Source organism: Sporofaciens musculi, from assembly GCF_009830285.1.
Classification (GTDB): Bacteria; Bacillota; Clostridia; order Lachnospirales; family Lachnospiraceae; genus Sporofaciens; species Sporofaciens musculi.
Genome location: NZ_WUQX01000001.1, coordinates 5,037,229 through 5,062,863 on the forward strand (window position 1 = coordinate 5,037,229; position 25,635 = coordinate 5,062,863).

16 protein-coding genes and 2 pseudogenes are annotated in these 25,635 nt (G+C 51.8%); 1 reads left to right on the forward strand and 17 read right to left on the reverse strand.

The features are described 5' to 3' along the window. Positions 1-36: 36 nt before the first annotated feature. The 3 genes and pseudogenes from GN277_RS25510 to GN277_RS25525 form a co-directional block, all read right to left on the reverse strand. Positions 37-375, reverse strand: coding sequence for a plasmid mobilization protein (locus tag GN277_RS25510; RefSeq protein ID WP_159755396.1), 339 nt, complete (start codon positions 373-375; stop codon positions 37-39). Further along, positions 375-11,090 (reverse strand): DUF6908 domain-containing protein, encoded by a 10,716-nt coding sequence (locus GN277_RS25515; RefSeq protein WP_456300599.1) that lies wholly within the window; start codon positions 11,088-11,090, stop codon positions 375-377. Before GN277_RS25515 ends, GN277_RS25510 begins: the two co-directional genes overlap by 1 nt. 99 nt (positions 11,091-11,189) lie before the next feature. After that, positions 11,190-11,423 (reverse strand): annotated as a pseudogene (locus tag GN277_RS25525) (sporulation initiation factor Spo0A C-terminal domain-containing protein); the annotation flags it as partial. Between the two features lie 144 nt (positions 11,424-11,567). Between GN277_RS25525 and GN277_RS25530 the strand changes: the two are divergent. Further along, positions 11,568-11,876: a helix-turn-helix transcriptional regulator gene (locus tag GN277_RS25530; protein WP_129174607.1), complete on the forward strand. Its 309-nt coding sequence runs from the start codon at positions 11,568-11,570 to the stop codon at positions 11,874-11,876. 25 nt (positions 11,877-11,901) lie between these two features. Here GN277_RS25530 and GN277_RS25535 read toward each other — a convergent pair whose 3' ends face one another. From GN277_RS25535 to GN277_RS25600, 14 genes and pseudogenes are all read right to left on the reverse strand, one after another. Beyond that, positions 11,902-12,174 (reverse strand): hypothetical protein, encoded by a 273-nt coding sequence (locus GN277_RS25535; protein ID WP_129174609.1) that lies wholly within the window; start codon positions 12,172-12,174, stop codon positions 11,902-11,904. Further along, entirely contained in the window at positions 12,171-12,638 is a 468-nt protein-coding gene (locus GN277_RS25540) for a DUF4316 domain-containing protein (protein ID WP_159755405.1), read from the reverse strand. Before GN277_RS25540 ends, GN277_RS25535 begins: the two co-directional genes overlap by 4 nt. Positions 12,639-12,654: 16 nt before the next feature. Continuing rightward, on the reverse strand, positions 12,655-14,763 hold the full coding sequence (locus GN277_RS25545) for a DNA topoisomerase 3 (protein ID WP_159755408.1): 2,109 nt from the start codon (positions 14,761-14,763) through the stop codon (positions 12,655-12,657). Then, positions 14,751-15,467, reverse strand: a complete 717-nt coding sequence (locus tag GN277_RS25550) for a prealbumin-like fold domain-containing protein (protein WP_159755411.1) — start codon at positions 15,465-15,467, stop codon at positions 14,751-14,753. Before GN277_RS25550 ends, GN277_RS25545 begins: the two co-directional genes overlap by 13 nt. Before the next feature lie 15 nt (positions 15,468-15,482). After that, positions 15,483-16,220, reverse strand: coding sequence for a class D sortase (locus tag GN277_RS25555; RefSeq protein WP_159755414.1), 738 nt, complete (start codon positions 16,218-16,220; stop codon positions 15,483-15,485). Beyond that, positions 16,204-16,425 carry a hypothetical protein gene (locus tag GN277_RS25560; protein WP_159755417.1) on the reverse strand — a complete coding sequence of 74 codons (222 nt, stop codon included), beginning with the start codon at positions 16,423-16,425 and terminating at the stop codon, positions 16,204-16,206. The genes GN277_RS25555 and GN277_RS25560 overlap by 17 nt, the downstream gene beginning before the upstream one ends. Further along, entirely contained in the window at positions 16,422-17,462 is a 1,041-nt protein-coding gene (locus tag GN277_RS25565) for a DUF4366 domain-containing protein (protein WP_159755420.1), read from the reverse strand. Before GN277_RS25565 ends, GN277_RS25560 begins: the two co-directional genes overlap by 4 nt. Beyond that, positions 17,449-17,700 (reverse strand): DUF4315 family protein, encoded by a 252-nt coding sequence (locus tag GN277_RS25570; protein ID WP_129174623.1) that lies wholly within the window; start codon positions 17,698-17,700, stop codon positions 17,449-17,451. The genes GN277_RS25565 and GN277_RS25570 overlap by 14 nt, the downstream gene beginning before the upstream one ends. A 92-nt stretch (positions 17,701-17,792) precedes the next feature. Then, on the reverse strand, positions 17,793-20,417 hold the full coding sequence (locus GN277_RS25575; protein WP_159755423.1) for a CD1108 family mobile element protein: 2,625 nt from the start codon (positions 20,415-20,417) through the stop codon (positions 17,793-17,795). Further along, positions 20,414-21,307 carry a DUF6674 family protein gene (locus tag GN277_RS25580; RefSeq protein WP_159755426.1) on the reverse strand — a complete coding sequence of 298 codons (894 nt, stop codon included), beginning with the start codon at positions 21,305-21,307 and terminating at the stop codon, positions 20,414-20,416. The genes GN277_RS25575 and GN277_RS25580 overlap by 4 nt, the downstream gene beginning before the upstream one ends. A 125-nt stretch (positions 21,308-21,432) precedes the next feature. Further along, positions 21,433-22,161, reverse strand: coding sequence for a DNA-methyltransferase (locus GN277_RS25585; protein WP_159755429.1), 729 nt, complete (start codon positions 22,159-22,161; stop codon positions 21,433-21,435). 33 nt (positions 22,162-22,194) lie between these two features. Continuing rightward, positions 22,195-23,109 (reverse strand): hypothetical protein, encoded by a 915-nt coding sequence (locus GN277_RS25590; protein WP_159755432.1) that lies wholly within the window; start codon positions 23,107-23,109, stop codon positions 22,195-22,197. Positions 23,110-23,123: 14 nt separating this feature from the next. Further along, a complete protein-coding gene (locus GN277_RS25595; RefSeq protein WP_159755435.1) occupies positions 23,124-23,909 on the reverse strand; it encodes a DNA-methyltransferase in 786 nt (261 codons plus the stop codon). Beyond that, positions 23,896-25,335, reverse strand: a pseudogene (locus GN277_RS25600) (VirB4-like conjugal transfer ATPase, CD1110 family); the annotation flags it as partial. The gene GN277_RS25595 and the pseudogene GN277_RS25600, both read right to left, overlap by 14 nt. Positions 25,336-25,635 lie beyond the last annotated feature (300 nt).

Genomic DNA, 25,635 nt, shown 5'->3' on the forward strand with positions numbered 1-25,635 from the left:
CAGGCGCAGAGAAATCATCCCCTGCGCCATGTGTCTTTACAGGCTTGCAAATTTCCGTATCAGGGAAAGAAGCCCTGCCTGTGCCGCTGCGTACCCTTTGCGCAGATCCTCCACATCCTCAGCATAAAGGTTGCGCGTCTCATTACAGCGGCGGGCTATCTGGTTTGTATTTGCGGACAGGGAGCGGAGAAGTTTTGTCAGTTCCTTCACGCTCTCCATATCCAGGTGGACGATATAGCCGTCCACCGCCATCTTCCGCAGGTACGCACGCTTATTCCTCGTGCCTGCCTGCTCCATCTTTTTCTCGATCAGGGCCATTTCCTCCGGGCTTACCTTAAAATAAAGCCCGATGGTACGCCCTTCCGTTTTCCGCATCAGATCGCCTCCCTTTCCTGCCCGCGTTCCGCTCCAAAGTTAGCCGGCGCAGGCCGTTCATATTCTTTCAAAGTTTTCAGGATGGAGGGTTTTTCATTTCCCCGCTCCGCATCTTCTTCCGTCTCCCGTGGCGGTTCTGTGCCGCGCCCTTTTTCCTCGTTGTCAAGGACAGTATTCAGTTCTGCCAGCCGCGCTGATTTCTCCTGAAGTTCCGCTTCCTGTGCAAAAGGTCTTTCCGCTTCCTCTTTTGCGCTTTCCAGTTCTTTATGCAGGCGCGCCATATTCTCCTTATGGTTTGCAAGGCTCTGGGGGATTTTCTCCAGTGCGTTGTTGATACGAGTGATGTTTCCCACCACATCATCGGAAAGTTCCGCCGTATGGGTCAGGTGCTGCTTCATCGTCACTTTGAATTTTGCGCCGTCAAACATGAGCTTCATCGGGAATCCACGATATTCCCCCAATTCAATCTCCTTGCCTGGGTCATCCATCAGGCGGCAGGCCGCCACGATTGCCTTGCCCGCTTCCTTCCGCTCCGTATATACATTTCCCATGACAGTCATGGAAAACGCATCTTCCTTGACCGGGTGTGCCTCCAGTACGGGCAGGTCAGCGTTCAGGCAGTCTATATAAAGCTGGGTTTCTTTTATCTTATTAGGATAATAGCCCCGCACCTTATCCTGCATCTCATACTGCTGCGCCTGATGGTTTGATTTCAGCATTTTCAGCTTTGTCACCTGTATATCCAAATCCATTTTTTCCTTAATCCGCACATCTCCTGTCGCCAGCATCTTCACCTCTGCGTATGACAATGCAGTGGCGTCCACATCCTCAATGGAGCGGGCAGGGCTTTTGGAGGTCATGATCTGTCCGATAAATTTCTGCTTCGATTCCACCAGCCCCCATGTATAAGCGTCAAATGTCCCTTTCGTAACATAACGGTATATTTTTACATGGTCATTTTCATTGCCCCGCCGCACAATCCGCCCGGCGCGCTGTTCCAGATCCGCCGGACGCCAAGGGCAGTCCAGGTCATGGGATGCCACCAGCTTCGTCTGTACGTTGGTTCCGGCTCCCATCTTCTGTGTGCTGCCAAGAAGGACGCGCACCTGGCCGTTTCTCACTTTTGCAAAAAGCTCTGCTTTCTGTGTCTCCGTATTGGCGTCATGTATAAAAGCGATCTCCTGGGGCGGGATTCCTTTTGCGATCAGTTTCTTCCGGATATCTTCGTAAACGCTTGCCTCCATAGCAGTCTCTTCCTCCGTCGCTGCGGCTTCCGTTTCCGTCCCTTCCGTATTTTCTTTTGCTTCCTCCTTTTTCGGCTCCGCCTTTCCCTTCGGCGTGGATAAATCCGAAAAGATAAGCTGTGTCCCCTTTGTCTCCGCGCTCTCCTGCCAGATTCTGAATACATTGTCCACGCAGGCGTTTACTTTGCTTCCAGGGTCGTCGGGAAGCAGCGGGTTCATAATGCGCTGGTCTAACGCCAGCTTGCGCCCGTCCGACGTAATCTTCAGCATGTTGTCGATCCGCGGGTCGATCTTCTCTTTCCGTATCTTCTCCGCCCTGTCCGCAAGGGATTTTACCATCGCTTTCTGCGCTTCGCTGGGTTCCGTCTGCACTGTGACATACTCTGCCTCCGGCACCGGCAGTTTTAACATATCCGCCGTCTGTATATCCGCGGCCTCCTTCCAACGGTTGATCAGCTCCGGCAGGTTATAAAAACGGGCAAACCGCGTCTTTAGGCGGAATCCCGTGCCCTCCGGCTTTAATTCCACCGCCGTCACCTGCTCCCCGAAAGTCGCCGCCCAGTTGTCAAAGTGTTTCAGGCTCCGTATCTTCCCCGTGCTGTCCCGGTAGCCGTCCTCCAGTATACTATACTGGAGATAGCGCATCATGGTATATAATTCTACCATTGAGTTACTTACCGGGGTGCCGGTGGCAAATACCACACCGCGCCCTCCGGTGATTTCATCCATATAGCGGCACTTCGCAAACATATCGCTGGACTTCTGCGCGTCCGTCTGGCTGATGCCTGCCACATTACGCATTTTCGTATGCATGTAAAGGTTTTTAAAGCTATGCGCCTCGTCCACAAAAAGACGGTCAACACCCAATTCCTCGAATGTGACCGTATCATCTTTTTTCTTATCATAGAGTTTCTTAATCTTCGCTTCCAGGTTCTTCTTCGTTTTCTCCATCTGCTTGACCGTGAATTTTTCTTCCCTGTTTGCCTTTGCTTCCGCAATGGCAAACACGATCTCGTCAATCTGATCCTGGATAATGGCCATCTGGCGCTCCGGCGAAATGGGAATTTTCTCAAACTGACTGTGGCCGATAATCACAGCGTCATAGTCTCCGGTAGCGATCCTCGCGCAAAAACGCTTGCGGTTCTTTGGTTCAAAATCTTTTTTTGTAGCCACCAGCACCTTCGCACCGGGATAAAGGGTTAAAAAATCGCCGCCCCACTGTTCTGTCAGGTGGTTCGGCACAACCATGATGGACTTTTTACACAGCCCCAGCCGCTTACTCTCCATTGCCGCCGCTATCATCTCGTAGGTCTTTCCTGCGCCCACCACATGGGCAAGCAGGGTGTTCCCGCCGTAAAGGATGCGCGCGACAGCGTTCCTCTGGTGCGGCTCCAGTTTGATCTCCGGGTTCATCCCGATAAAATTGATATGTCTCCCGTCATATTCACGGGGACGGGTAGAGTTGAACATCCTGTTATAAACAGCGCATAAATCCGTGCGCCGCTCCGGGTCTTTAAAAATCCAGTCGTGGAAAGCCTCTTTCATGGCGTCCTGCTTCTGCTGCGCGATGGCTGTCTCTTTCTCATTCAGGACACGAATTTCCTTCCCGTCAGCGTCCCTGTGCGTGTCGAAAATCTGGACGCTCCGCTGGTTTAAGCTGGCCTCAAAAATCTCATAGGCATTGATCCGCTTTGTGCCGTAGGTAGTATGGACGCGGGTGTTCGTGATGCTGTCCTCCGATTTCCCCTTTATCCGCCATTCACCCGTGACATCCGAATACAGCACGTCTATCCTCCCGTTCTGGAGCCGTCCCGGTGTCTGGAGCAGTTCAAATAAAAACTGCTTATAGTATTTTGTGTCTATCCAGGGAGCGCCGATGCGGACACTGATCTCCGGTGCTGTCAAATCTTTTGGCTGCACGGCAAGGAGCGCTTCCACGTTTGCGGAAAATTCCGGGTATTCCTCCGCCGCTTTCTTCGCTTTTTCCAGTTTCCTGCGCACATCCCCGGAAAGATACTCGTCCGCAGTCTGCCAGCCCTTATGCCAGTCTGTGTTTTCCTCCGAAATAACTGCCGGGCCGCTGTCCGGGTCTTTGAAGATAATGCCCTTTAAGTCAGAAATGATCTGGGGTATCTTATCCCCGCCTCCCATCAGGGACGCCATAAACCCCAGATCCACACAGGCCCTCTCCCCGATAGAAACGCCCAGCGCTTCCACTGCCGTATCCACGCTTGTCACCGGCTGGCGGTGCTGGATCGTCCGTTTTGTGAACATATCCGCCTTGCGCTTTAAGTTCCCTTCCTCGTCCAGTACCTCCAAAGAGCATAACAGCGGGTAAGAGGAATCCTGCCGGAAAGCAAGACGGTTCCCGGCGCTGCCAAGTAGCCCGTACTTCTTCTGGAAATTATCATACAGTGCATTGAGCTTCGCCTGCTCCTTCCCGATTTCCGCATCCTCCGCGCCGCTAAGCTGTAAATCAATGAGCCGCCTTGCACTGTCCCGGATGGCGATCATGCCCCGGATGCGGGCTGCAGGCGTTTTCCCCACTTCGATCTGTTTCATGCGGGAATTTTCACGGAAATAAAGTTTCCCGCCTTTTTCCGTAAAACTGAAATTGCGCACATTGGGGTCTGCCGGTATGGTTTCCGCCTTTTCTTCTTCTGCCTGTTCCGGCGCGTCCATGTGCAAAAGTTCCCTGTCTGGCGTTCTGATATGTATGACTGCCTCTGCAAGCTGCTCTTTTAAGTCAGCCCCTTCCAGCGGTACACATGCCGTTTCCGTGGCATTCCCATACATGTTCTCCCAAAAGGCCATTTTGCCCAGCACCATATCCGGATTTTGCAGGTAATAATTATTTATGGGTATGCCGTCCTCCGTCTGCCCCACGTTTACCCAATCCGGCAGCTTTTCCGGCGCACTGCCCCGTTTCTGGAAAAACAGGATGTCCGCTGTCACATCCGTGCCTGCATTGGCTTTGAAAGCATTGTTCGGCAGGCGCACCGCCCCTAAAAGGTCGGCTTTCTGTGCCAGTGCCTCCCGTACTTTGCCGTTTGCCTTATCCATTGTCCCCTTCGAGGTGATGAAAGCCACCACACCGCCCGGACGCACCTTATCCAGTGTTTTTGTGAGAAAATAATCGTGTATCAAAAGGTTCTGTTTGTCGTACTGTTTGTCATGCACCTTATATTCCCCAAAAGGCACATTCCCCACCGCAAGGTCAAAAAAGTCATTGGGGTGTTCCGTTGTCTCAAAACCGCCAACAGTAATCTCTGCCTTCTGGTAAAGTTGCTTTGCGATACGCCCGGTCAGGGAATCCAGTTCTACGCCGTAAAGGTTGGATTTTTCAAATTCCTCCGGCACAAGCCCGAAAAAGTTCCCGATGCCGCAGGACGGCTCCAAAATGTTCCCCGGCGTAAAATCCATGCGTTTCACCGCTTCATACATTGCCTTGATGACTATGGGGCTGGTATAGTGGGCATTTAAGACCGTGCTTCGCGCCGATTCATACTCTGCCGGGGTCAGGAGTTCTTTTAATTCTGTATATTCCTTCCCCCACTTTTCATTGTCCGCGTCAAATGCCTGGGAAAGCCCGCCCCACCCTACATATCTTGATAAAACCTCCTGTTCCTGCTCCGTGGCGAGACGGTTTTCCGCCTCGATCTGCGTGAGCGTCCGGATTGCGGCAAGGTTATCCTGATATTTTGCTTTCTGCCCTCCGGTTCCCAGCGCGTCGTCCGTGATATGGAAGTTATGGCGTTCAGGGCCGAAATGGAGTTTCTCTATGACAATATCGTAAGGAAGCCCTGTGCTGTATCCTTCTGCCGGGCCTTCCGTTACAATCTCTCCGCCCTCGATCTCCACCATATCCGGGGGTTCTTCTTCCTCCCTGCCGGTGGTTTCCCATTCTGTCGGGGTGACGCCTTCCCTTGCCCCCTGCATTTCTTCCCACCGGATTTTTTCATTTAACTCCGCTTCCAGCCGTTCCTCTATGCCGGGTTCCAGATAGATAAGCTGGTCATAGTCCAGAAAAGCAAGTTCCCCGTCGATCAGTTCCCGCAGGCTGTCATACTGCCGCTCCTCCACACATTTCCCGTCCACATACTGGCTGAGGGAAAAGTGGATCAGGTCTACATTCACCTGGACTTCCAGCCCGCCGCTGTCTGTAACGCCATAGGCAAGCGGTACTTTTGCCAGGTTGCCAAAATCCACGCTGTCCTGCTCATATTCGTCAAGACAGAAATCCTCGATCAGGCGCTTTGCTTCTTCCAGCTCCGAACTGCCCTGTCTATCCAGAAGTTTCTCTACAGAAGCGTCCAGGCGCACAAGTTCATCAAAATCAAGCCGGGACAATTCTGCGTCGATCAGTTCCCGTATACTCCCATACTCCCGCTTATCCACGCACACGCCGTCAAAAAACTGACTGATGGAATGCTCCAAAAGGTTTACTTCTACCTGTATATCGTGCTGTTCATCCTCCGTATTGGTGAAAGCGATCTCCAGATGCTCCGGGTTTCCCAAATCTACAACGCCATCGTCATACTCGCTATTACAGAAATCTTCCAACAGCCGCATTGCCTCTTTAAAATCTGCACTGTCAGCCAGCGTATGCGTTTCTTCCTCCTGCCCGCCTGCCTCCTTTTCCGCCTGCGGTGCTTCTTCCGGAAGTTCCCCGCTCTCTAAACTGTTTTCCCATTCCTGTTCCACGCATTCCCGGACAAAGGGGACGGATTCCTCCCTAAAGATCGGGAACCATCCCTGCATATCCAAATCTTTCAGGCTGACGCGTCCGTTTTCGTAATCAATGCTGTCAACTTCCATGTGCCGCCCGTCAATGGTAAGCTTCATCCCAAGGGGAATATAGTCAGCAATGTCCCTCTCTTTCACGATCTCATAAGGCGCATTTTCCCCGCGTTCCGGGTCAGGTCTGGCGATCACAACACTCTGTCCATGTTCTAACAGGTCTTTTACCACCGCCTGCCATCCCTTCCCTCCGGTGACGGGTGTTTCCCCAAGACCGGGAATCTCCTTTGTGAGCAGCTTTGCAGAAAGGGCCGGAGCCGCCGCCTGTGCATCTTTGCCGTAGAATAAAATATATTCCCCTACTTCTACGCCCACCAGCTTATCCGGGTGTTCTGCTTTCAGGTTCAAGTATTCCTCCACATTGGGAGTAAGGTTCGTGTCTTCCTGTTTTGTTCCGGCGCCTTTTTCTGTTTCCTCCAAAACCGGCGCGGGTTCCTCCTGAATAACAGGTTTGCCATCCTGATAGGAAATCTCCGTGCGGTTCCCGTCTGCCTCCATGACAGCCCGCTCCGGGATATAATTCTGTATTTCAATGTTATGGAACCACTGGTTCGCAAATCGGTTTAAATCCTTGCGCAGCTTCGGAATCCACCTTCCCGGTTCGGGGTATACCTGCTGATACAGCCCTAAACTATCCTGCTGATAGGTCAGCGGCTCCAATGTACCTTTTTCATGGTCAATCCGGAAGGTCATTTCCGGGTCGGCCATAGTATCACCGTTCTGCCGGTAATAGTGCGCTATAGAAATTTCGCCGTTTCCGATCGCTTCTATGTGCAGCGGCATCATGGATTCCCCCGCCTTAAACTGCATAGCTCTATAATTTTCTTTGGTAAAATCAGGGAACAGCCGCATAAATGCCCGGTAATTCAGTTCCGGTAAAGTCCTTCCCTTCTTTTTATCCTGGGTCTTTGCTTCTCCCGTGCCCTTTCCCTCTGTCCGGCCGCTTTCTTCCGGTGATATTTCGTCCCTGTTTTCAACACTTACTGTTTCAGGATTTTCCGTAACAGCCTGCTCAGCGTCTGCCTCTGGTTCCTTTGCCCATTCCGGCACATCCGCATCACCTGTATGCCGCTCTATTGCATCCCTGCTGTCCGTCACCACATCCTGATAAGTACGCTCTAAAATATCCTCCACCATCCACGCCCTGAACATGGGTAGGGACTGGAAAGCATCATATAACTCCGGCTGGCTCTCCGCGATCTCGTTAATGAAAAAGCCGAGTTCATTATCCAGCTCTGCCGCCGCACCGTCATAATCTGTCTCACGGTCACGCAGGTAGGAATAAAAACTGCTCTGCCGCACGACATCGCTCAGCATGGAAAGGGCTTCCCGGTATATCTCCACCGGAGATTTTCCTGCCGGTGCCGCTTCCACTTTTTTCTCTGCCTGGATTTCCGGCTCTATCTGCGGTGGGGTGGAAAATATAGGCACCTTTTGGGTGACAGACATATCCATCTGTTCCGTAGCCGCCACTTTCCTTATCTTTGCCTTGACGATCTCTGGCAGTTTTTCATCGTAAAATTTCACGTTCCTTTCAGCGTCGATATGGGCAATAGTCTTATAGTCACCGTGTACCTCCTCCAAGCGGTTCCACACAGTCAAACCATTCCCCTTACTGCCATAGCCAAGGCTGTACCGGGACCATACATCTTCTTCCTGCGCCTTAACCTGTTCCAGACTGGAATCCGTATCTTTCAGGTCTGTGCCTGCCTGCCCTGCATCTTCCGCGCCCGCAGCCGCAAAATCAAAGGCAAGCTGCCCATCTGCTCTCTCTTTCACCTTCCCCTTCTGCTTTTTGGCAAGGGCGCGGGCGGCAGCTTCCAGTTCCCCGGCAGGTTCTTTTTCCTTTTTGGGAGCGTTCTGTTTCTCTTTCGCCTCTTTCTTTGCCGCCTCCCGTTTCTGCCTCTCTGCCCGCAGGGTTTCCTCCGGGAGCGGTGTAAACAGGGAATATTCGCCTCTCTGGTATGCGCCCATATCTTTGATGGCCTTCTGCATAATGCTGTAGCTGCGGCTTTCATCCGGCGTTACGGTGGCAAAGGATTCCACCATATCCTCGTACAGCGCCGCGCTGTATTTTGGCTCATCCAGCATGGGCTTAAAATCCCGCTCAGCCGCGTTCACATCCCACTCAGCAGAATTACCGGGGTTCGGGGTATTGGGGCAGTAATAATAAAAGGCGTAGATACTCCGGGCAAGCTGTATCTTTTCATACTCGGAGGTATACGCCATTTCTTTCGGATTCAGGTATCTCCCGGTATCAATCAGTTCCCCAATCCGTTTCTGTACCTGGTTCCAGTTCATCTTTACGGTGTCATACCCGTCAAAGCCGGAAGCCTCATCGGAACGGGTGAATTTTATCCCTTTGGAATCATGCCATTCGTCATATCCCATTCTCCCATGTCCGCCGTCTCCGTATTCGTTTTTCAGGAAATCCGCCCGCTCCTTTGCGTCATGCCCCTGCATGAAATACGAATAAATCCGCATTTTCCCCTCGGAAACGCCGCTTCCACGCGAAAACATCCTGTCAATCTCATCTTCGGTGATAAAGCTCCCTTTTGCCGGCTCAAAGCCTTCCAGAGCGTGGAACTGCCTCGGCTCAATGTCAAGTTCCGAAAGCCTGCTTAAAACAGCCTGGGGATTATGGAAATGGAAACGCATAAGGTCAGGGTCTGCCTCATAAGCGCCGACAAAACCGGTAAGTTCCGCTACAAAACCGTCGCGGCTTATCTTTTCTTCCAAAAGCCCCGCGATCTTCTCCGTACTGTCCGGGAATCCCCCATACAGTGCAGATACGCGCGGCAGATAGCCTCTCTTCACTGCTTCTTCACTCAAGTCCTGCCGCAGATACCAAAGCTGGGCCGCCAGTTCCTGATATTCATTTGCCCGCGCGGTATCTAATATCTCCTGCGCGGCATAAATGCCTCCCTCTAAGAGTTCCGATACCTGCCCCGCCGCCTGTTCCCAGGTCACAAGGGTAGCGCCGGGGATATTTGCAGTGCGTCCGGGCGCGATCTTTATCCCTTCTTTATCGAACCACATGGCATACTTTTCCCCGGCAATCGTAAGCCCTTTGCCGCCCGTGCCGTATTCATTTTGCAGGAAAGCGGCAGCTTCCCCGATGGATGGGGATTTCTGGTAAAAAGCAGCGATCCGCATGGTGCTTCCCTTTTCGTTACTGCCGCTGGTAAGCGCCCGCCCGATCACTCCTTCTGCCACCTCTGGCACCGCGCTTTTGCCGCTGGCGGGGGATACCGCTCTTTTTTCTTCTTCCTTTGTCTGGGCGATACGCTCAACCTGTTCCTCCACCGTGGGGAACAGGGACATCTGGAAATAGGCAGGCGCAGAAACGGCGGGCTTATCACCCGCCGTTTCCTGTTCTTTCTCCTTGTTTTGTCCTTCCGGTTCTACCGGTACACGATCTCCTGAAGCACCGCTTCCTCCGCCTGCGCTGTCAGGCTGTTCACCGCCTGTACCCACGCCATCTGGTCGCGCGCTTTCAGGTTCTCGTCCACTCCCTTTGCTTTCATCATCTCTGCCACCGTCTGGTCTACCTGCTCCTGTGCCTGTTCGTCTATCTGCCGCAAGTGGGGCATCAGCCGTCCCGTCAGCAGCATGGATGTGTACGTCCCCTGATGGTATTCCTGCAGGAAGGTCTGGCGCAGCATCCCGTACTTCCCGATCGGCATTTCCTCCAGTTCTTCCTCCCCGTCCAGTATCAGTCCCGGTATCTGGTAATCCCCGTTCTTCATGTATGTCAGTTCTGCCATTTTCTATGCCCCTTTCTTTACTTTCACGCTTTAAAGTGTTAAACTGTTCTGTAGCTTTAGTATAATCTATGTCCGTGGATTTTGCAAGAGGTTTTTCAGCCGTTTTCTGGATATTTTCCTGCCGCATATTTATATGCGTGTTTGCCATCAACTCCCGGTCATAATTCCTGATTACTTTTCCAATCTCCTGCAATATCCCCATAGACAGGGTACTTGCCGCATTTCCAAGATGGTGCAGGACGGAAGGCGTGGAAAACTCCGTAATGCCAGCCAGTTCCCCGTCATCCAGATAATCGGAAGGCGTGAAGCCGCAGCGGGTAAGCAGGGTATACTGGACACTTGCTGTCAATGTATTCCGGAAACACACTTCAAGGTTTAACTGGTCAAATTCTTCCAAAAAACTTCCTTCCGCATCGTAGGCAAGTTCTTTCAGGTATTCCGGGTAGACCTCCCTCACGGCTTTTGCCGCGATCTCCATCAGCCTGTTCCCAGATTCCTCCTCTTTTCCCTCCCCGTACCGCCTTTCCAATGCGTCAAGGACAGGTGCATAGTGTTCCTCCCTCATCTCCCACAGGTATGGCTCTCTTGCGCCGCGCACAGGCCGCGTGTCCGCCACGTCAAAGACATATTCCAGATGGGGCCTGCCGGTTTCCGCTCCCCGTATCAGGGCAATCCCTTTGGAGCCTGCCTTTACCCACCGGCGCATTTTTTCATTCCACAGTTCCATCTCTGCACAGGCCGTAGCATCAGGGCGCTGTGCATAGATCAAAAGCTGCTCGTCAAACTTGTATTTGTATAACCGTGAAGCCGTGTTAAGGTACTGTTTCCATCCGTCCACATCCCGCGTGATGTTATGGGCGGTCTGGTTCGCCAGTTCCGACACAAGCTGTAACTTTCTTGCCATGTGTATCCTCCTTTTTTGCAGGAAAAAAGCCCATGACCGGCGCTCTGCCTCTGTCATGGGCTTTTCCTGTTTTTTATGCTGTTTTGGTCGTCTGCGGTCTTATACGCTTTCCCGGACTTTCCCTGCCATATACCGTATCAGTTCATCCGGTGTGGGGATTTCCCCTTTCCGCGGCACCTGCCTCTGGTAAGCCGCCGTGACGCCGCCGTCCTTCGGCGGGTTCTGGTAGGCAGCCGTGATCGCCGCCTGCATATCCTCTTTTACTTCTTTTACGCTCACGCCGTTTTCCCGCGCGATCTTCCGGTATATCTTCCTCATGCTCATCCTGATTCCCCCTTTATCCTGCGCATATACTTAAAATCTATATGTAGCCTGATTATAGGGAATTATATTCTATATGTCAAGTGTTTTAGAGAATACAATTCTCTATAAATACCCATCCTATGGAATACAATGATAGAAAAAGGAAGGTGTTGTATGATGGAAGAATTATTTCGGCAGAGGCTGGCACAGCTCCGCATCCAGAAAGGAGTGTCCGCAAGGGATATGAGCCTGTCTTTAGGGCAGAGCGAAAGCTATATCAATAAGATTGAAAACGGGAAATCCCTGCCGTCTATGCAGGTTTTCTTTTATATCTGTGATTACTTTGGCATCTCCCCGCAGGAGTTCTTTGACGCAGATAACCACAATCCCACAGCAGCCGGCGCGCTTGCCGACGATATAAAATCGCTGACAGACAGCCAGATTGCCAGCATTGCAGACATTGTGAAGGGGCTGAAACGGTAAATGTCCAGGCAAACTGCCTGTGCCGTCAGCCCCATCTTTTTTTGTTCATCTGCTCCACGACCTCCCTCTGCGCCGCCGACAGGATGCGGGGCGGCTTTATTTTCAGCCACTTTTTCGGGAGTTCGTATGTTTCCCCTCCGCAGCCGTTGTCCTCCGTCCGGCGCACCTGCTCCGGATAGGATTCGCACAGCGCCGCAAGCTGTTTCTTTAAAGCGTCATTATAGGTAAATATGCTTGCTTTCCTTTCTGCCTCATTAAAGAGGAATATCGTCTCTCTCTCATAATTTGACAGTTTCATAAGGACGCCTCCTGCTTTTCCCGTCCCCCGGCAGGAGCCGCAGGCCGGGCGATTCCCTCCTGGTTCTGTCTCAGGTTTCTAAGGAGTGACGGGCGGGATTCCCTTAAATCTTCCCGTTCCCCATCGGCCCGCTCATGGAGGTTCTTACGCGCCGCTTCATGGCTGCAGAAATATTTCCCCCAATAAAAGTTTTCCCCTCCCTTCTGCTCGTCGTTTAGCATGTTGCGCTCCCATGTGACATAGGGAAGCGGCGCAGCAGGGTTCTTAGCCAGGACAAACTCCTTCTCTCCCACGATCTCATTCTCCAGTATCACATAATTCTGGTTGACGCGGGGCTTTTCATTGTTCGGGATTCCGTCGATCATGTTCATGTTCTGCTCCGCAGACAGTTCCGCCGCCCCCAGGTGGTTCTCTTTCCCATCCTGCCCTTCAGCCTGTTTTTTTATTTCCTGTTCTCTGTTCATCCGTTATCCCTGCCTTTCATTTTTTCTTTCCAAATTCCAGCCTGAAATTTACATATTTTCCGCCTGTGTCCTCCATGACAATCGTTGCGTCGTACATGATGCCTTTCTTTTCGGAGTACAGCCCTGTCATCTTCACTTTGCCGTCTTTTAACAGGGCAGCGGCTGTCCTTTTTGTCAGTTCCTTGCGTTTGCTCTTAAAATAGGGGTTTTCTTTCCACAGCGCGAAGCCGCAGGGCACGGCATCTTTATAAGCGGAACAGTAAAAGCTCTTTTTCCCCTCATAGACCGGTTTCCCGCACCGCGGGCACTTCCCCACTGCCTCCCTGCCGGAAGCGGATAAAATATTCCCCATACCAGCCGCCGCATCCCCATAAGATTTCACCAGACTGCAAACCATATCGGTAATCCCTTCCATGAAATCCTCCGGGGAACGCTGCCTGCGCTCCACTTCCTTCAGCGCGGCTTCCCATTCTGCTGTCAGGCCGGCAGATTTTACGCTCTCCGGAAGCACCTTTATCAGTTCCATGCCCCGTGCCGTAGGGACAAGGAGTTTCTTTTTCCGTTCCACAAATCCGCCCCTGACCAGCTTTTCGATCACGCCGGCGCGGGTGGCCGGGGTTCCAAGCCCCTTACGCTCTGCATCCTCGATCTGTGCAAATTCCTCCGCCCCTGCGTTTTCCATTGCACTGAGCAGGGAATCTTCCGTATAGCGGGCCGGCGGGCTTGTGGTTCCCTCATGCAGCACGGCTTCCTTTACTGCCACAGTCTCTCCCCTGCTTAATTCCGGCAAAAGCGCCTGTGTTTTCTCTGCTTCCGGCCTGCTTCTTAACGTGTCCTGAAATGCCTGCTCCAGCCCTTTCCAGCCCGCAGAGATTTCCATGCGCCCCTTTTCCGTAAATTCCGTATCGGCACATATACATACCACCGCCGTATCTGCAAACTTATGTTTCTCCGGGCAGACAGCGCATAAAAGCCGCGCTGCGGTCAGGGAAAGAATATTGCGCTCCCCGGTTGGCAGTTCCTCCAGATTTACCTTTGCCACTTCTTTTGTCGGGATGATGGCATGGTGGTCGCTGACTTTGGCATTGCATACTACCTGCGCCGCTTCCACCGCGCCATCAAAACCGGACGCAAAAGGAAATGCCGCCGCTACCGACTGGCAGAGTGCAGGCAGGTGTGCCGCCATATCCTCTGTCAGATAACGGGAATCCGTGCGCGGATATGTGGCCAGTTTTTTCTCATATAAAAGCTGGATATAGTCTAAGGTCTGCTGCGCGGTATAGCCGTATATCCGGTTGGCCTCCCTCTGTAATGTTGTCAGGTCGTATAATTTCGGCGGCTTCTCCGCCCGCTCCTGCCTTTGGGCGGACTGCACCGTGGCATTTTTCCCCATGCACAGTTTTCGCAGTTTCTCCGCATCCGTCCTGCTCTTAAACCGCCCGCTGGATAAACAGAAAGCGCCGCAGTCAAGGTCAACCGTATAGAATTTCTCTTTCTGAAATCCCGTAACAGCCTGTTCCCGTTCTGTCAAAAGCGCCAGGGTCGGCGTCATAACGCGCCCTACATTCAGGGTCTTTCCCCGGTACAGGGTTGTGAACAGGCGGGTCGCGTTGATCCCCACCAGCCAGTCCGCTTTGGCGCGGCACAGGGCAGCTTCATAAAGGGCATCGTACTTTTCACCGGGCATCAGGTTTTCAAATCCCGCACGGATCGCGGAATCCTCCATTGAGGAAATCCAGAGCCGTTTAAAGGGCTTCTTACAGCCTGCCTCCCGGTAGACCAGACGGAAGATCAGTTCTCCCTCCCGGCCTGCGTCCGTCGCTTCTATGAGTTCCGAAACGTCACTCCTCTCCATCAGCGATTGAATGATTTTAAACTGCTTTTTTGTTCCGGGGGACACGGTAAACTTCCACGGGGCGGGCAGGATCGGCAGATCCTCCCTTGCCCATTTAGAATAGCGCGCGTCATAGCAGTCCGCATTGGCAAGTTCCACCAGATGGCCCACGCACCATGAAATGATATATCCATTCCCTTCTATGTACCCGTCCCTTCTCCCCTTAACGCCAAGTGCAGCGGCGATTGCCTGGGATACGCTGGGTTTCTCCGCCAGGACTAAGACTGCCATAAGTGCGCACCTCCTTTTCTCTGGTTCCTGCCATCCATACGACGCAGCTCAAAGCCGCACAGGAACGCGGCGGCAAAACAGAATAAAGAAAAGACGTATGCCCGGACAGGAGGTATCTGCCCTGTTTTGGGGATAATATCCTGCGGATTTACATTCTTTAAGTCGATTTCACTTGTCACCTCTGCTAACGTAGTCTCCCCTCCCCATACAGCAAACACAATCCGGGCAGGCTCTGTGCCATATCCGGACGGGGCTTTTATCTGTTTCAGGTAATAGTCCCCCGCAGGCAAGGACAGCGAAGCGGCCCCGTCCTTTAAAGTAAGTTCCCCTTTCTTTGCGCCATTGTTTTCATACACTGCAAACACCGCACCGGAGAGCCTCTCCCCGGTGCCGGCTGCAGCGTTCTGAATCCGCAGGGTGCCGGAATCTCTCTGGGCGGCCTGGGACTTTGCTTCTTCTTTCTTCGGTTCCGTCTCCTGCTTTGGTTTTGCTTCCTGATCTGCCTCCGCTTCCTGCTTTGTTTCTGCCCCTCTTTCATAAACGGCGTTTTCTGTTTCTTCCCCGGCTTCCACATCCGCAGGCTTGCTCTCCATAGTCTCCGTCCATGTGACGGGTTCCGGCTCCGGTGCCGCCCATGCTGTCATAGGCACCGACAAAAGCAGGAACAGGCATACCGTTGTAAAAATTGTTTTAATCTGTTTCAATCTGTTTTCCTCCTTTCATTCTTCCACACGCAGCGCACGGACAAGAAGCCTGTGCGTTGCTACTTTCACAGGGGTACAGGTATAAAGGGTAAGCTGCGATCCGCCCGAAAGCGGCGCTGCAAACACAGCGGGGTCATCCGGCAATACTGTCAGGATTTCATTTACGATAAAGCACATCTCTGTCCCATCCGCCGCCGTATAAAATATCTCATCCCCTGTTTCCAGTTCCCCCAAACGGTTAAAATGCTTCCCGTAGGTATAGCTGCGGTGTCCTGCAATGACCGCATTTCCCACACTCCCAATCATTTCAGTCTGCATGACCCACCCTTCGGAAATTTTAAGCTGTTCTTCGGAGACGCCCGCCGTCACAGGAAGCCGCGCGTCAATCTTCGGGATAGAAAGAATCCCTATCTCCGCGCCTGCCTGCGGCATATCTTTCTCCGGCTTTTTCACGGTTTCCGGTTCTGCCTCTGATTCAGGCGTCTTTTCTGTTTTTTTCACAGCATCCACGGGTACGGCTGTATCTGCCGTTATCTTTACAGTCCTGCTCGCATTTTGAAAAGGCTCTGTTTCCTTTTTCTGCAAACTGTTTTCCTTCTGCGGCATGGATGATTCCAGCCGGGAAAGCATGGCTTCCTGCTTTTCCTCCGCCCTGTGCCTCTCCCATGCCGGTGACAGGGCAAAAACAAGCCCTGCAAGGGCGGCGGCAATCAAGACGGCAGTCAAAAGCGCCTGTTTATGCGTTTTTCCCATGTTTTTCGTCTCCTTCCCTGCTTTTCTTTGATTGGGAAAGCAGTTTTTTCATGCACACGCCTATGCAGGGCTTCCCGCTCCCATAGGGGCAGCCGGCGCACCGGCTTTGGGGCGGGTAGGGCACCGGCCCCGAATCCCTTTCCCTTCCTGCATAGGGTTTCTGCGTCATCAGGTATTCATAAGGGGAATCTGTAAACCGTGTCATTCTTCCATCCCCTCCTGTTCCGGCTCCCCGCCCAGATAACCGTCCTCCGGGTAATCGTCATAGATGGAAGTATCCATATCCTTCCCTGTCTCTGTTTCCGCCGGCATATCTGATGTTTCCATATCCTCATTGACCTCCGCCTCATCATCCTCCAGAAGTTCATCCAAATCTTCGGCATCATCCAGGTCATGCTTCGGTTTATATATCTTGAAATAATATCCGCCACCGCCCACAATAAGGGCCGCTAACAGGACAAAAATGAAAGCGCCGCCGCTTCCCTTCTTTGTTTCCTTTTTCACCGGTTCCTCTGTTTCAGGCGGTGCCTGCTCTTTCCCGGTGCAGGCCGACAGGTCATTTTTGCACACCGGGCAGGATGTGTTTACCATTCCGGCCTCACATTTGTCCGCGCAGGTGCAGGCAATAACCTCCGGCACAGCGCTCTCACTCTCCGCCTGGCTCTTTTCCCCTTTTTCTGCAAGGGCCATCAGGTCATCCTCCGTAACGGCATTTAGAAAATACACATTTTCAGAATCCCGCTGGTTGTCGATCACAAGGTAAAATACATTCTCTTCCGGCGTGACGAAGGTATAAAATTCCTTGCCGTCCCCATCGGTGGCGTTATCCAGAACGGAAGCCTGCCCCGCCGGTGTAAACGGCTTCTGCTCTGCGGTGCTTTCCGTATCTGCCGCGCCCTCATAATGGGGATTCTTTATCTCCACCACTTCCGACTGGTTCCCGGCAAAATCAACGGCATAGACGCCCACCTTCTTATCTTCCGTCCCGGCATAATCTTCAAATTCCACATCTATCGCGTTATCCACGCGGTAATTGATCCGCTTTGTGCCGATATACACCGCATCCACGCCGGAATCCTCGTCACTTGCTTCTATATGGAGCGTATCCCCTGACAGTTCCGCACTGACCGTCGGCGGTGTCGTATCGCTGTTTCCCTTTGCATGAGCCGTTACAGGCATCAAAAAAGCGCCCATGCACAACACAAGCGCCGGTAATGCGTACCGTATGCTATTCTTCCTCATTCTTCCCTGTTTCCTCCTTTACTTTCGGTTCGCTCTGGGGCAGTTCCTTCATGGACTGTATCATCCCCAGGATTGTTTTCAGTTCCTCCGGCGACGCGGTGACGCCCCGCACAGCCTGGATAATTTCCAGGTTCTCCTGCTCCGTGATCTGGCGCTCAATATCCTTTATGCGCGCCTGCCACTCCGCCGCCTTCTGCCTTGCTTTTTCCAGTTCCGCTTTTAATCTGTCAAGTTTCATTTAAAATGCCGTCCCCTCCTGTCCTTTCCTGTTTACATTTATCAGTTATTTTTGTAACTTTATCAGTTATAATTGTCACTAGGCAGCGCCTGTCACGGGAGCCTGCCGCCGCTATAGAAATGCCCAGACCAATACTGGCTGTTTATATTAGCGTAGGAAATTGGGTCGCCGCAGTGGATCATTTTCCCGTCTCCTATATAGATGCCTACATGGGTGACAGGGTTCGCGGTGGAATAAGTACCCGTAAAGAAAATCAAATCTCCTGGCTGCATGTTCTCTTTGGAAACAGGGGTACACAGGTTATACAGCCCCTGCGCCGTCTGCCTGCCCACATTCCCCACGCCGGAATGGTTGATTACCCATGATACATAACCGGAACAGTCAAAGGATGTAGACGGGGACGATCCGCCCCATACATAGGGATACCCTAAATATTTTTCCGCTTCTTCAAGCATGGCTTCAAAACTGCCGTCTCCCATAGCAGCGCCGGGGTCTTCCCCAAAATCGGGGCCTCCTGCCGTGCCTCCGCCCGGAAGATAGCCGTCACCGCCGCCTGCCACATAATAATAGGGGTCTAAATACTCTCCATTATGGGTCACTTCCAGATGCAGGTGCGGCCCGGTGCTGTTTCCGGTGCTTCCCACGGCGGCGATCACGTCCCCGCGCTTTACCTCCTGCCCTGCACTCACAGAAATAGAGGAACAGTGTGCATATCTGGACTGGTAGCCGTCCTCACCCTCAATCACCACACACAGCCCGTAATCCCCGGCATTTCCCGCTGAGACCACAGTGCCGTCCTGTGCCGCTTTAATGGGCGTCCCCTCTGCTATGCCGATATCAACGCCCCTGTGCAGGTTCTTTTCCCCGCTGATGGGGTGGATTCTGTACCCGTAAGGGCTTGTCACATAGCCGATCCAGTCAAAATCAAAGGGATTGCCGTAACACTGGCGGTTGCCCAATGTCTGCATATATACCCCGTACCGGTCAGACGCATCCCCCGGCGTAAGGCTCCCCGCGATAATATCCGCCAGAGGATTTACAGACAGCGTTGTTTTTAACACATGCCACTCCTGCTCGTGTTCTTCCCCTTCCTCATCCGTATAGGTGCGTATCTCTGTGATTTCCTCCCGCGTAAGCTGGTACTGCTCCCCGAACAGGCGGTTTATCTCTGCTTCTACCTGTGCATAAGTGAAATCATCATAAGCCGCCGAAAGATACCCCATCAGTTCGTAGGGGTTATGCCCGATCTCCCCGATGTTATAACGGTACTCATCATAGTCAGGGTAATCTTCCTCTGTCCGGTTAATCTCTATCTGCAAGTCCGTTTCCAGTTCCGTGTACCGCAGCTCGCTCTGGTTGATCTCCGCATCATCCGCCACATAACAGGTGGAAATAACTGCGGACTGTACGCCGGAGAGCATGGCAGAACAGGAAGAAAACAGGGAGCCGAACATGGAAACGATCAGTATGCCGATCCCAACCGTTCCCAGAACAGCTTTATGCGACGCCACGGCCTGTGCCAGCGCCCGTACCACCTGCCCGGCAGCATTCAGCACGTTTGCAGTGTGCTTTATTTCCTTTGATGCTTCCCTGGCCGCAGCCGCATACTTACGCTTCAGCTTCTGTTTCTGCACCCACTTTGCAAAGGCTTTTTTCTCCAGTTCCGGATGATCCACAAGGAGTTTTTTGTACGCCATATCCGCACCCGCCTCTGCAAGCCTCCCTTCTGCCCTCCTCACTTCCCGGTATGGCTTTTCCCGGAGGCGCTGCCGCCTTTTCCTCACCGCCCATCCTACGCCACGCTCCGCTGCAAATTCCGCTTTATGTGAGGCTTCCACGCCCACGTTATCCGATTCTGCCTCACGGATTTTCTGGTGCGCTTTCAGGACAGCCGCCGTGGATGCCGTGTGCCCTACTGCCCGGCCTGCCCTTTTTGCGAGCGGAAGTTTTTCATTCTCCGGTATGATCTCCGTCTCAAAATGGAGGCGGCCTCTCATCTTACCGGCCTCACCGTCATACTCTTTTTGCAGGCGTATATGGGTACGGGACGGAAGCCTTTCTTTTGTTTCTTCCAGCTTTCTTTCAGCTTTCTCCACGCGTTCCTGCGCCTTTTCATACTGCCTTATCCGGCGCGGCTTCGCCGCTCTTTTCTCTGGGTCAGGCTTTCCGTCCTTTGGTGCATCTGCACTGGCCCGTTCCTCCGGTGGTATCTCGCTTTTCTCATAATGCAGCCGCCCGGATTTCTCCGGCCCTGTGCTGCTTTCAGAGAATTTTGCCGCCATCCGTTTCCTTCCCTCTGCCCGGCCTTTGGGAGCATCTGCCGGTTTTGTCCTGTCCGTGTCAAAAATATGCCCTTTTTCCGGCATATCGGACACCGCTGTTTCCTCCGGCACTTCCCTCTCCCCGTCCGGTCTTTCTTCTTCTGTAATTCTCTCCCTAAGTAAGCTGCGCTGTACTGCCTTAGACTGGTTCCTGCCCTCCGGTACTTTACTGGCACCACGCACGGGAGCGCCGGTGCCGCGCATGGTTTTCTGTGTACGGCTTTTCGCACGGTGCCCTGCCGCTGTATCTTCTTTTCTTTCATGCCCGAAAGATACATCCGCAAGCCTGCCGCTGATCCGCTGCTCAGTGCCAGCCGTCAGGTTTTTCTCCGTCAAGCCGTCACGGGTCATTTTCTGAACTTTTTTATCCCGCGCCCGAAATTCCTGCCCTCTCATAATGCCGCCTCCCGGCTCTTTGTCCCTTTATCCGGCATAGGCATCGTCTGGGCGGCGGCAAGCGCTTTCTTCTCCTGCAAATCCTTTAATACGGAGGGCTTTTCTTTCCCGCTATCCGCAGACGGCTCCAAATCTTCCAGCTCATCCACTGCCTCAAATGTTTCCGGCCCCTCCTGTCCTGCTTCTGAAACGGCTTCCTCTTTTGTATGCCCTGCCGCCTGTTCCAGACGCTCCACGTTCCCAATCGCAGCAAGGGCCATGTTGTTAAGCTGGTTCAGAATCGTTTTTTCCATCCGCAGGGGCGAAAGGACAGCCGCCTGGATGCGCCCCTCACTTCCGCCGTCTATTTCCTGCCGCTCCTTCCCCATGATGGTGCGGCCCGCATTTTTGATGTGCCCGCCTGCGCTCCGAAGTTCATGCCCCAGGTTCTCCACTTTCTCTATGGATTTTTTCACATCTGCTATGGATTCCCCGATGCCTTTCTGCATACTTTCCAACGCTTTCCTGATGCCCAGCGCGGAAACCGCCCCGTCTAACGCCTTTACGCCGGTACGCTTGAACCCTTCCACAGCCTCCTTTGCACCCTCCACAATATGCGTTTTCATCTCCGCAAGCCGCTCCTGCATAGCATGGAGCCTTTCCTCCACTGCATCCGCCACCCGCGACACAAATCGCTTCGCCGGGTTCTCCTGCATTGTGGCAAGCTGCCCTTTGACTTCGTGCAGTTCCGCCAACGCCCTGTTCAGTTTGTCTGCCATGTTATCCACCTGCCAGAGCATCATGGAATAGTCCTGCCCCTGATCGGGGCGGTTCTCCGTAAGAAGCTGTAAAAACTGCCTGACCGCTTCATTTTCCAGAAGCTCTCCCATCTGCATATCCTGACCGTTCATGCTGTTTCCCTCCTTCCATGTAAAAAAGGCGCATCCGAAAATACGCCTCCCCATTTATCATCATTGATTGACTGCATCCTTCAAGAACAGACCTTAAATGGACTGCCCCATTTTTGTGATACGTCTCATAACTGCATGATCCTGTTTTGTGAAACTGTAAACCACTTATCTTCTATTTCTACTCCTATAAATCTGCGGTCTGCCCTGATGCACGCTTCCCCTGTCGAACCGCTTCCCATAAACGGGTCAAAGCACACTTCGTTTTCCAGCGTGGAACACAGGACCAGATGCTCTATCATAGATACCGGTTTTTCCGTCGGGTGCCGTTTTTCCTTTCCTCTCGGCATCCTTTCTTCTATGACCGTTGAACCTAAAAAATGGGACTTCCTGTAATTCCCTTTCCGGTACATCAGGATAAATTCGGCCCTTTTCGGATAATAGGTAGAAGGCACTGTCATTTTTTTATCCAGCACTAACAGTTCACAGAATTTAAAGTTGCAGTCAACGCAGGCTTTGTGGATAGAAAAAATATTCCGGTCATTGGTCATCACATAAAAATACCGCCTGCTTTTCAATATCCTGTATATTTCCGGTATCCATTCGGTAAAAGGAATGTTTTTTGTGCTGAACCCGTAATTCCTGAATATCTCACCGCCCTCATAATTCAGCTTCCCGTTTTTCATCCCTCCCCCTGCCAGTTCAAAGGGCGGGTCTGTAAATACCATGTCAACGCTGTTATCTTCCATGCTGCCCGCAATCTCCAGAAAATCAGCATAATATAATGTGGCTTTTTCTGTCTTATATACGGCTGCAGCCTCTTTACCCGTTTCCAGTCTGCCACCTCCTTCCTGCAAGCATGATATAGATTTTTCTAAACGCCTGTCCTTTCAAGATAGAACAGCTTTCCTCTTTCTGTACGCAGCCGGGTCATAATCTTTAAAATCCTTCACGGAATAGAACAGCCGTTTATTGTTTACCCATCTCTGCATCTTCCGGGTTTCCTCCGGTGCAGCAGGCTTTTCGTACACCATCACATACGGGTCATACCCCATATCGCGCAGGGTATAAATGCGGTACAAATCCTGCTCATGGGTGCTGCCATAGTTCGTAAGGACGTAAACACGCCGTTTCCGCTTGTCTTTTACCGTTGTAAGTTCGGAAAATCTCTTAAAATACGGCGTTAGGTCATCCTCCGGATTATCCCATGCAAAGTGCAGCATTTTTGTTTTTACCTTATTTAATAACGCTGCTTTCTCCGGCGTAATAAGCCGCACGTCAAGCCCCTGCGTAAAATCAACCCTTGCCCTGCTGTCCGCAAGCTGCCCTAAAAGCCGTTCCCAATCCGGGCAGGCTAAGATATTCGCATCTAAGAGCTTGATTTCTTTTTCGCCGCTCCAAAATTCAGACAGATCCGCCACCGCCCTTGTCCTTTTCCCCTCCTTCTCGCCGACAATGCAAAACCCGCATCCGCGCGGGCACCCTCTGGAAAGGAACCCGTAAGCTGTCCCCGCAAACTGCGGGTACAGCCCATAATCCGGGTGTGCATGTTCTATGGCGTCGGGCAGCTTATTGTCAAGCCCATACCCTGTGCCGCCTTTTATGACCTGGTCTGCTTTTATATTCCCTTCATAATCTTTTGAATAGGTGTCCGTGAATACCCTGCTCATATATACAAGGTCATACCGTTTCCTGCCGTCGTACCATTCCACCAGATCGCCCCTTGCCTTATGGTAAGCTGACAGCTTCATCAGGCAGAGATTGGGAAAACGGTGTCCGTCCACATCAATCAGGCCGATCTTCATTCTTATACACTCCTTTATATTTTGTCATGTAACCTTTTCTGTATGATACGGTAATAATCTGGGTCAATTTCTGCGCCGAGATATTCCCTTCCTGTCTGGATTGCCGCCAATGCTGTACTTCCTGTTCCCATAAAGCCGTCAAAAACCAATTCTCCAGGCAGGCTTGAAATCTGTATCAGCCATGAAAGGAACTCTGCATTTTTAATTGTTGGATGGTATATCTCATGTTTTTTCTGCCATATTGGATGGTATGTAGCTTTTGGATATTCCTCTCCAAACCAGCAGGCATTAAACCGGGTCTTATATTTTGCACTCGGCTTTCGACCATGATGAAACTGAGTTCCTTCCTTATTTTTATTTTCCAAAAGACAAGTACGGTTGAACGTGCGCCTACCCTTCTGGCAGAAGATAAGCCATTCAGAATTATTTGCAAAACTGCCCTTTAAATCCCCAATCCCGCCCACCGCTCCTTTTTCTATCACCATGCAGTTTTTTATAGTAAATCCTGCCTTTTCCAAACATTTGTAATGATAAGGATAGCAGTCAAATCTTGTAAAAAAATAAGCATGGGAATTATCTTTTAGAATCCGGTAGCTTTCTTCTGCCATCCGTTCATAGTCAATCCCACCGTCTCCCTCCAGCACAGAATGTTTCTGGCTGGAGAAATTATTCCGGTAAGAAATCCCATAAGGCGGGTCGGTCAGTATCATAGACACATATCCGTCTGGTATCTGCCTAGATAAATCCAGACAATCCCCCTGAAAAATATAGTTGCACTGGATATGGTTACTGTTTTCCATCGACGTCCTCCGCCAAATCCTCCGGCCTTGTTGTCAGCAGGCGGTACAAATGCGTATCCTTCGGAAAATGGTCGATAAATGGGATAATCACATTCCCATAAAACAAAAGCCCCTCACCCGCATTGGAATTGGTAACATAAGAAAGCTGGTGAGGGGAAATATTCAGTTGCTTTGCCAGGATTGCCCTGTCTCCTGCGGCCTGGTTGAGCATATAGATAAAATCACTGTTCTCAAAAATGTTTTCGATCTCCCGCGAGGAAAGCAGGTCTTTGACGTTCTGGGTGATGCCTGTTGGGACACCGCTCCATTTTCGGAACCGCTTCCAGATTTCCACGCTGTAAGCTGCTGTCTGTTCCTCCTTCAAGAGAAGGTGGAATTCATCAATATAGAGCCGTGTAGCCTTATGGATTTCCCGGTTCACAGTAACGCGCCCCCAGACCTGATCCTGTACCACCAGCATTCCCAGCTTTTTAAGCTGTTTTCCCAATTCCTTAATGTCATAGCAGACAATACGCGACTGTATATCCACATTTGTCCTATGGTTAAAGACGCTCAAGGAGCCTGTGACATAGATCGCCATGCAGTCCACCACATGCCGCGCCTTGTCTCCCCCGTACTTCTGGATTTCCTCATACAAGTCCTGCAGGATCGGCATTTTCTCCGGGCACGGGTCGTCAAAAAAGCGGTGGTACACCCTGCGCAGGCACTGGTCGATAATACTCTTTTCGTCCGGTTCCACCTTCCCCATCATCAGTTCCATCAGCGATAAAATAAAATCGCTCTTTAAGATCAGCGGGTCGTCATCCTCACTGTAATTCAGGTTGATATCCATCGGGTTAATGTACTGCGAGGATGCAGGGGAAATCTTAATCACCTGCCCGCCAAGCGCCGTCACAAGGGGCGAATACTCCGCCTCCGGGTCAATGATTGCTATATCGTCCGTTGTGATCAGGAAAGCGTTTGTGATCTCCCTTTTTGCGGAAAAAGACTTGCCCGCGCCGGGCGTTCCGAGTATCAGCCCGTTAGGGTTTTTCAGTTTCTTCCTGTCACACATGATAAGGTTGTTGCTGAGTGCATTTACCCCGTAATAAAGGGCTTCCCCGCTCTGGAATAGTTCCTGTGTCGTAAACGGGACGAAGATTGCAGTGCTGCTTGTGGTAAGACCCCTTTGTATCTCCACCTGGTTCACGCCAAGCGGGAGCGTTGACACAAAGCCCTGCTCCTGCTGGTAAGAAAGGCGCCTTAAGGCACAGTTATATTTCTGCGCGATCCCCGCTGTCTGGAACACATTGTTTTCCAGCTTCTGCCGTTTATCCGCCAGGTTCATCACAAGGATTGTGACTAAAAACATACGCTCATTCCTGCTCTGCAAATCTTCCAACAGCGTTTTTGCCTCATTGCCGTATGTTGCCAGGTCGGACGGGAATAGCGATAGGTAAGCCTTTGAAATTATCTCCAGCTTTTCCCCCGCTTCACACCGGACATGCGACTTTCACCGCATCCGGCGTTCCATCAATCAAACAGTTTTCTTAGTCTCCTTAGTCATACCATTATGAGAATTATTTGTAAGATGCAGGTTCTCCAAGTTAATAGGTTTCCGATTTGCCAGTATTCGCAGTTTATTTAGCTTCGCAAGTTGTGAAGCGTCCAATTTAAGAGCGGAGAGATAAGAAGAAATAGTGTCCTCACCAACTGCGTGTATTAGTTCATGTACTGGCGCAATGGA

Bases quoted from the DNA above. Each gene is read 5' to 3' on its own strand.
- GN277_RS25560 (WP_159755417.1), bottom strand. From the start codon at position 16,425: ATGACACGGTTTACAGATTCCCCTTATGAATACCTGATGACGCAGAAA.
- GN277_RS25510 (WP_159755396.1), bottom strand. From the start codon at position 375: ATGCGGAAAACGGAAGGGCGTACCATCGGGCTTTATTTTAAGGTAAGC.
- GN277_RS25570 (WP_129174623.1), bottom strand. From the start codon at position 17,700: ATGAAACTTGACAGATTAAAAGCGGAACTGGAAAAAGCAAGGCAGAAG.
- GN277_RS25575 (WP_159755423.1), bottom strand. From the start codon at position 20,417: ATGAGAGGGCAGGAATTTCGGGCGCGGGATAAAAAAGTTCAGAAAATG.
- GN277_RS25535 (WP_129174609.1), bottom strand. From the start codon at position 12,174: ATGAAACTGTCAAATTATGAGAGAGAGACGATATTCCTCTTTAATGAG.
- GN277_RS25545 (WP_159755408.1), bottom strand. From the start codon at position 14,763: ATGGCAGTCTTAGTCCTGGCGGAGAAACCCAGCGTATCCCAGGCAATC.
- GN277_RS25530 (WP_129174607.1), top strand. From the start codon at position 11,568: ATGATGGAAGAATTATTTCGGCAGAGGCTGGCACAGCTCCGCATCCAG.
- GN277_RS25555 (WP_159755414.1), bottom strand. From the start codon at position 16,220: ATGGGAAAAACGCATAAACAGGCGCTTTTGACTGCCGTCTTGATTGCC.
- GN277_RS25515 (WP_456300599.1), bottom strand. From the start codon at position 11,090: ATGGCAAGAAAGTTACAGCTTGTGTCGGAACTGGCGAACCAGACCGCC.
- GN277_RS25595 (WP_159755435.1), bottom strand. From the start codon at position 23,909: ATGGAAAACAGTAACCATATCCAGTGCAACTATATTTTTCAGGGGGAT.
- GN277_RS25565 (WP_159755420.1), bottom strand. From the start codon at position 17,462: ATGAGGAAGAATAGCATACGGTACGCATTACCGGCGCTTGTGTTGTGC.
- GN277_RS25580 (WP_159755426.1), bottom strand. From the start codon at position 21,307: ATGAACGGTCAGGATATGCAGATGGGAGAGCTTCTGGAAAATGAAGCG.
- GN277_RS25590 (WP_159755432.1), bottom strand. From the start codon at position 23,109: ATGAAGATCGGCCTGATTGATGTGGACGGACACCGTTTTCCCAATCTC.
- GN277_RS25540 (WP_159755405.1), bottom strand. From the start codon at position 12,638: ATGAACAGAGAACAGGAAATAAAAAAACAGGCTGAAGGGCAGGATGGG.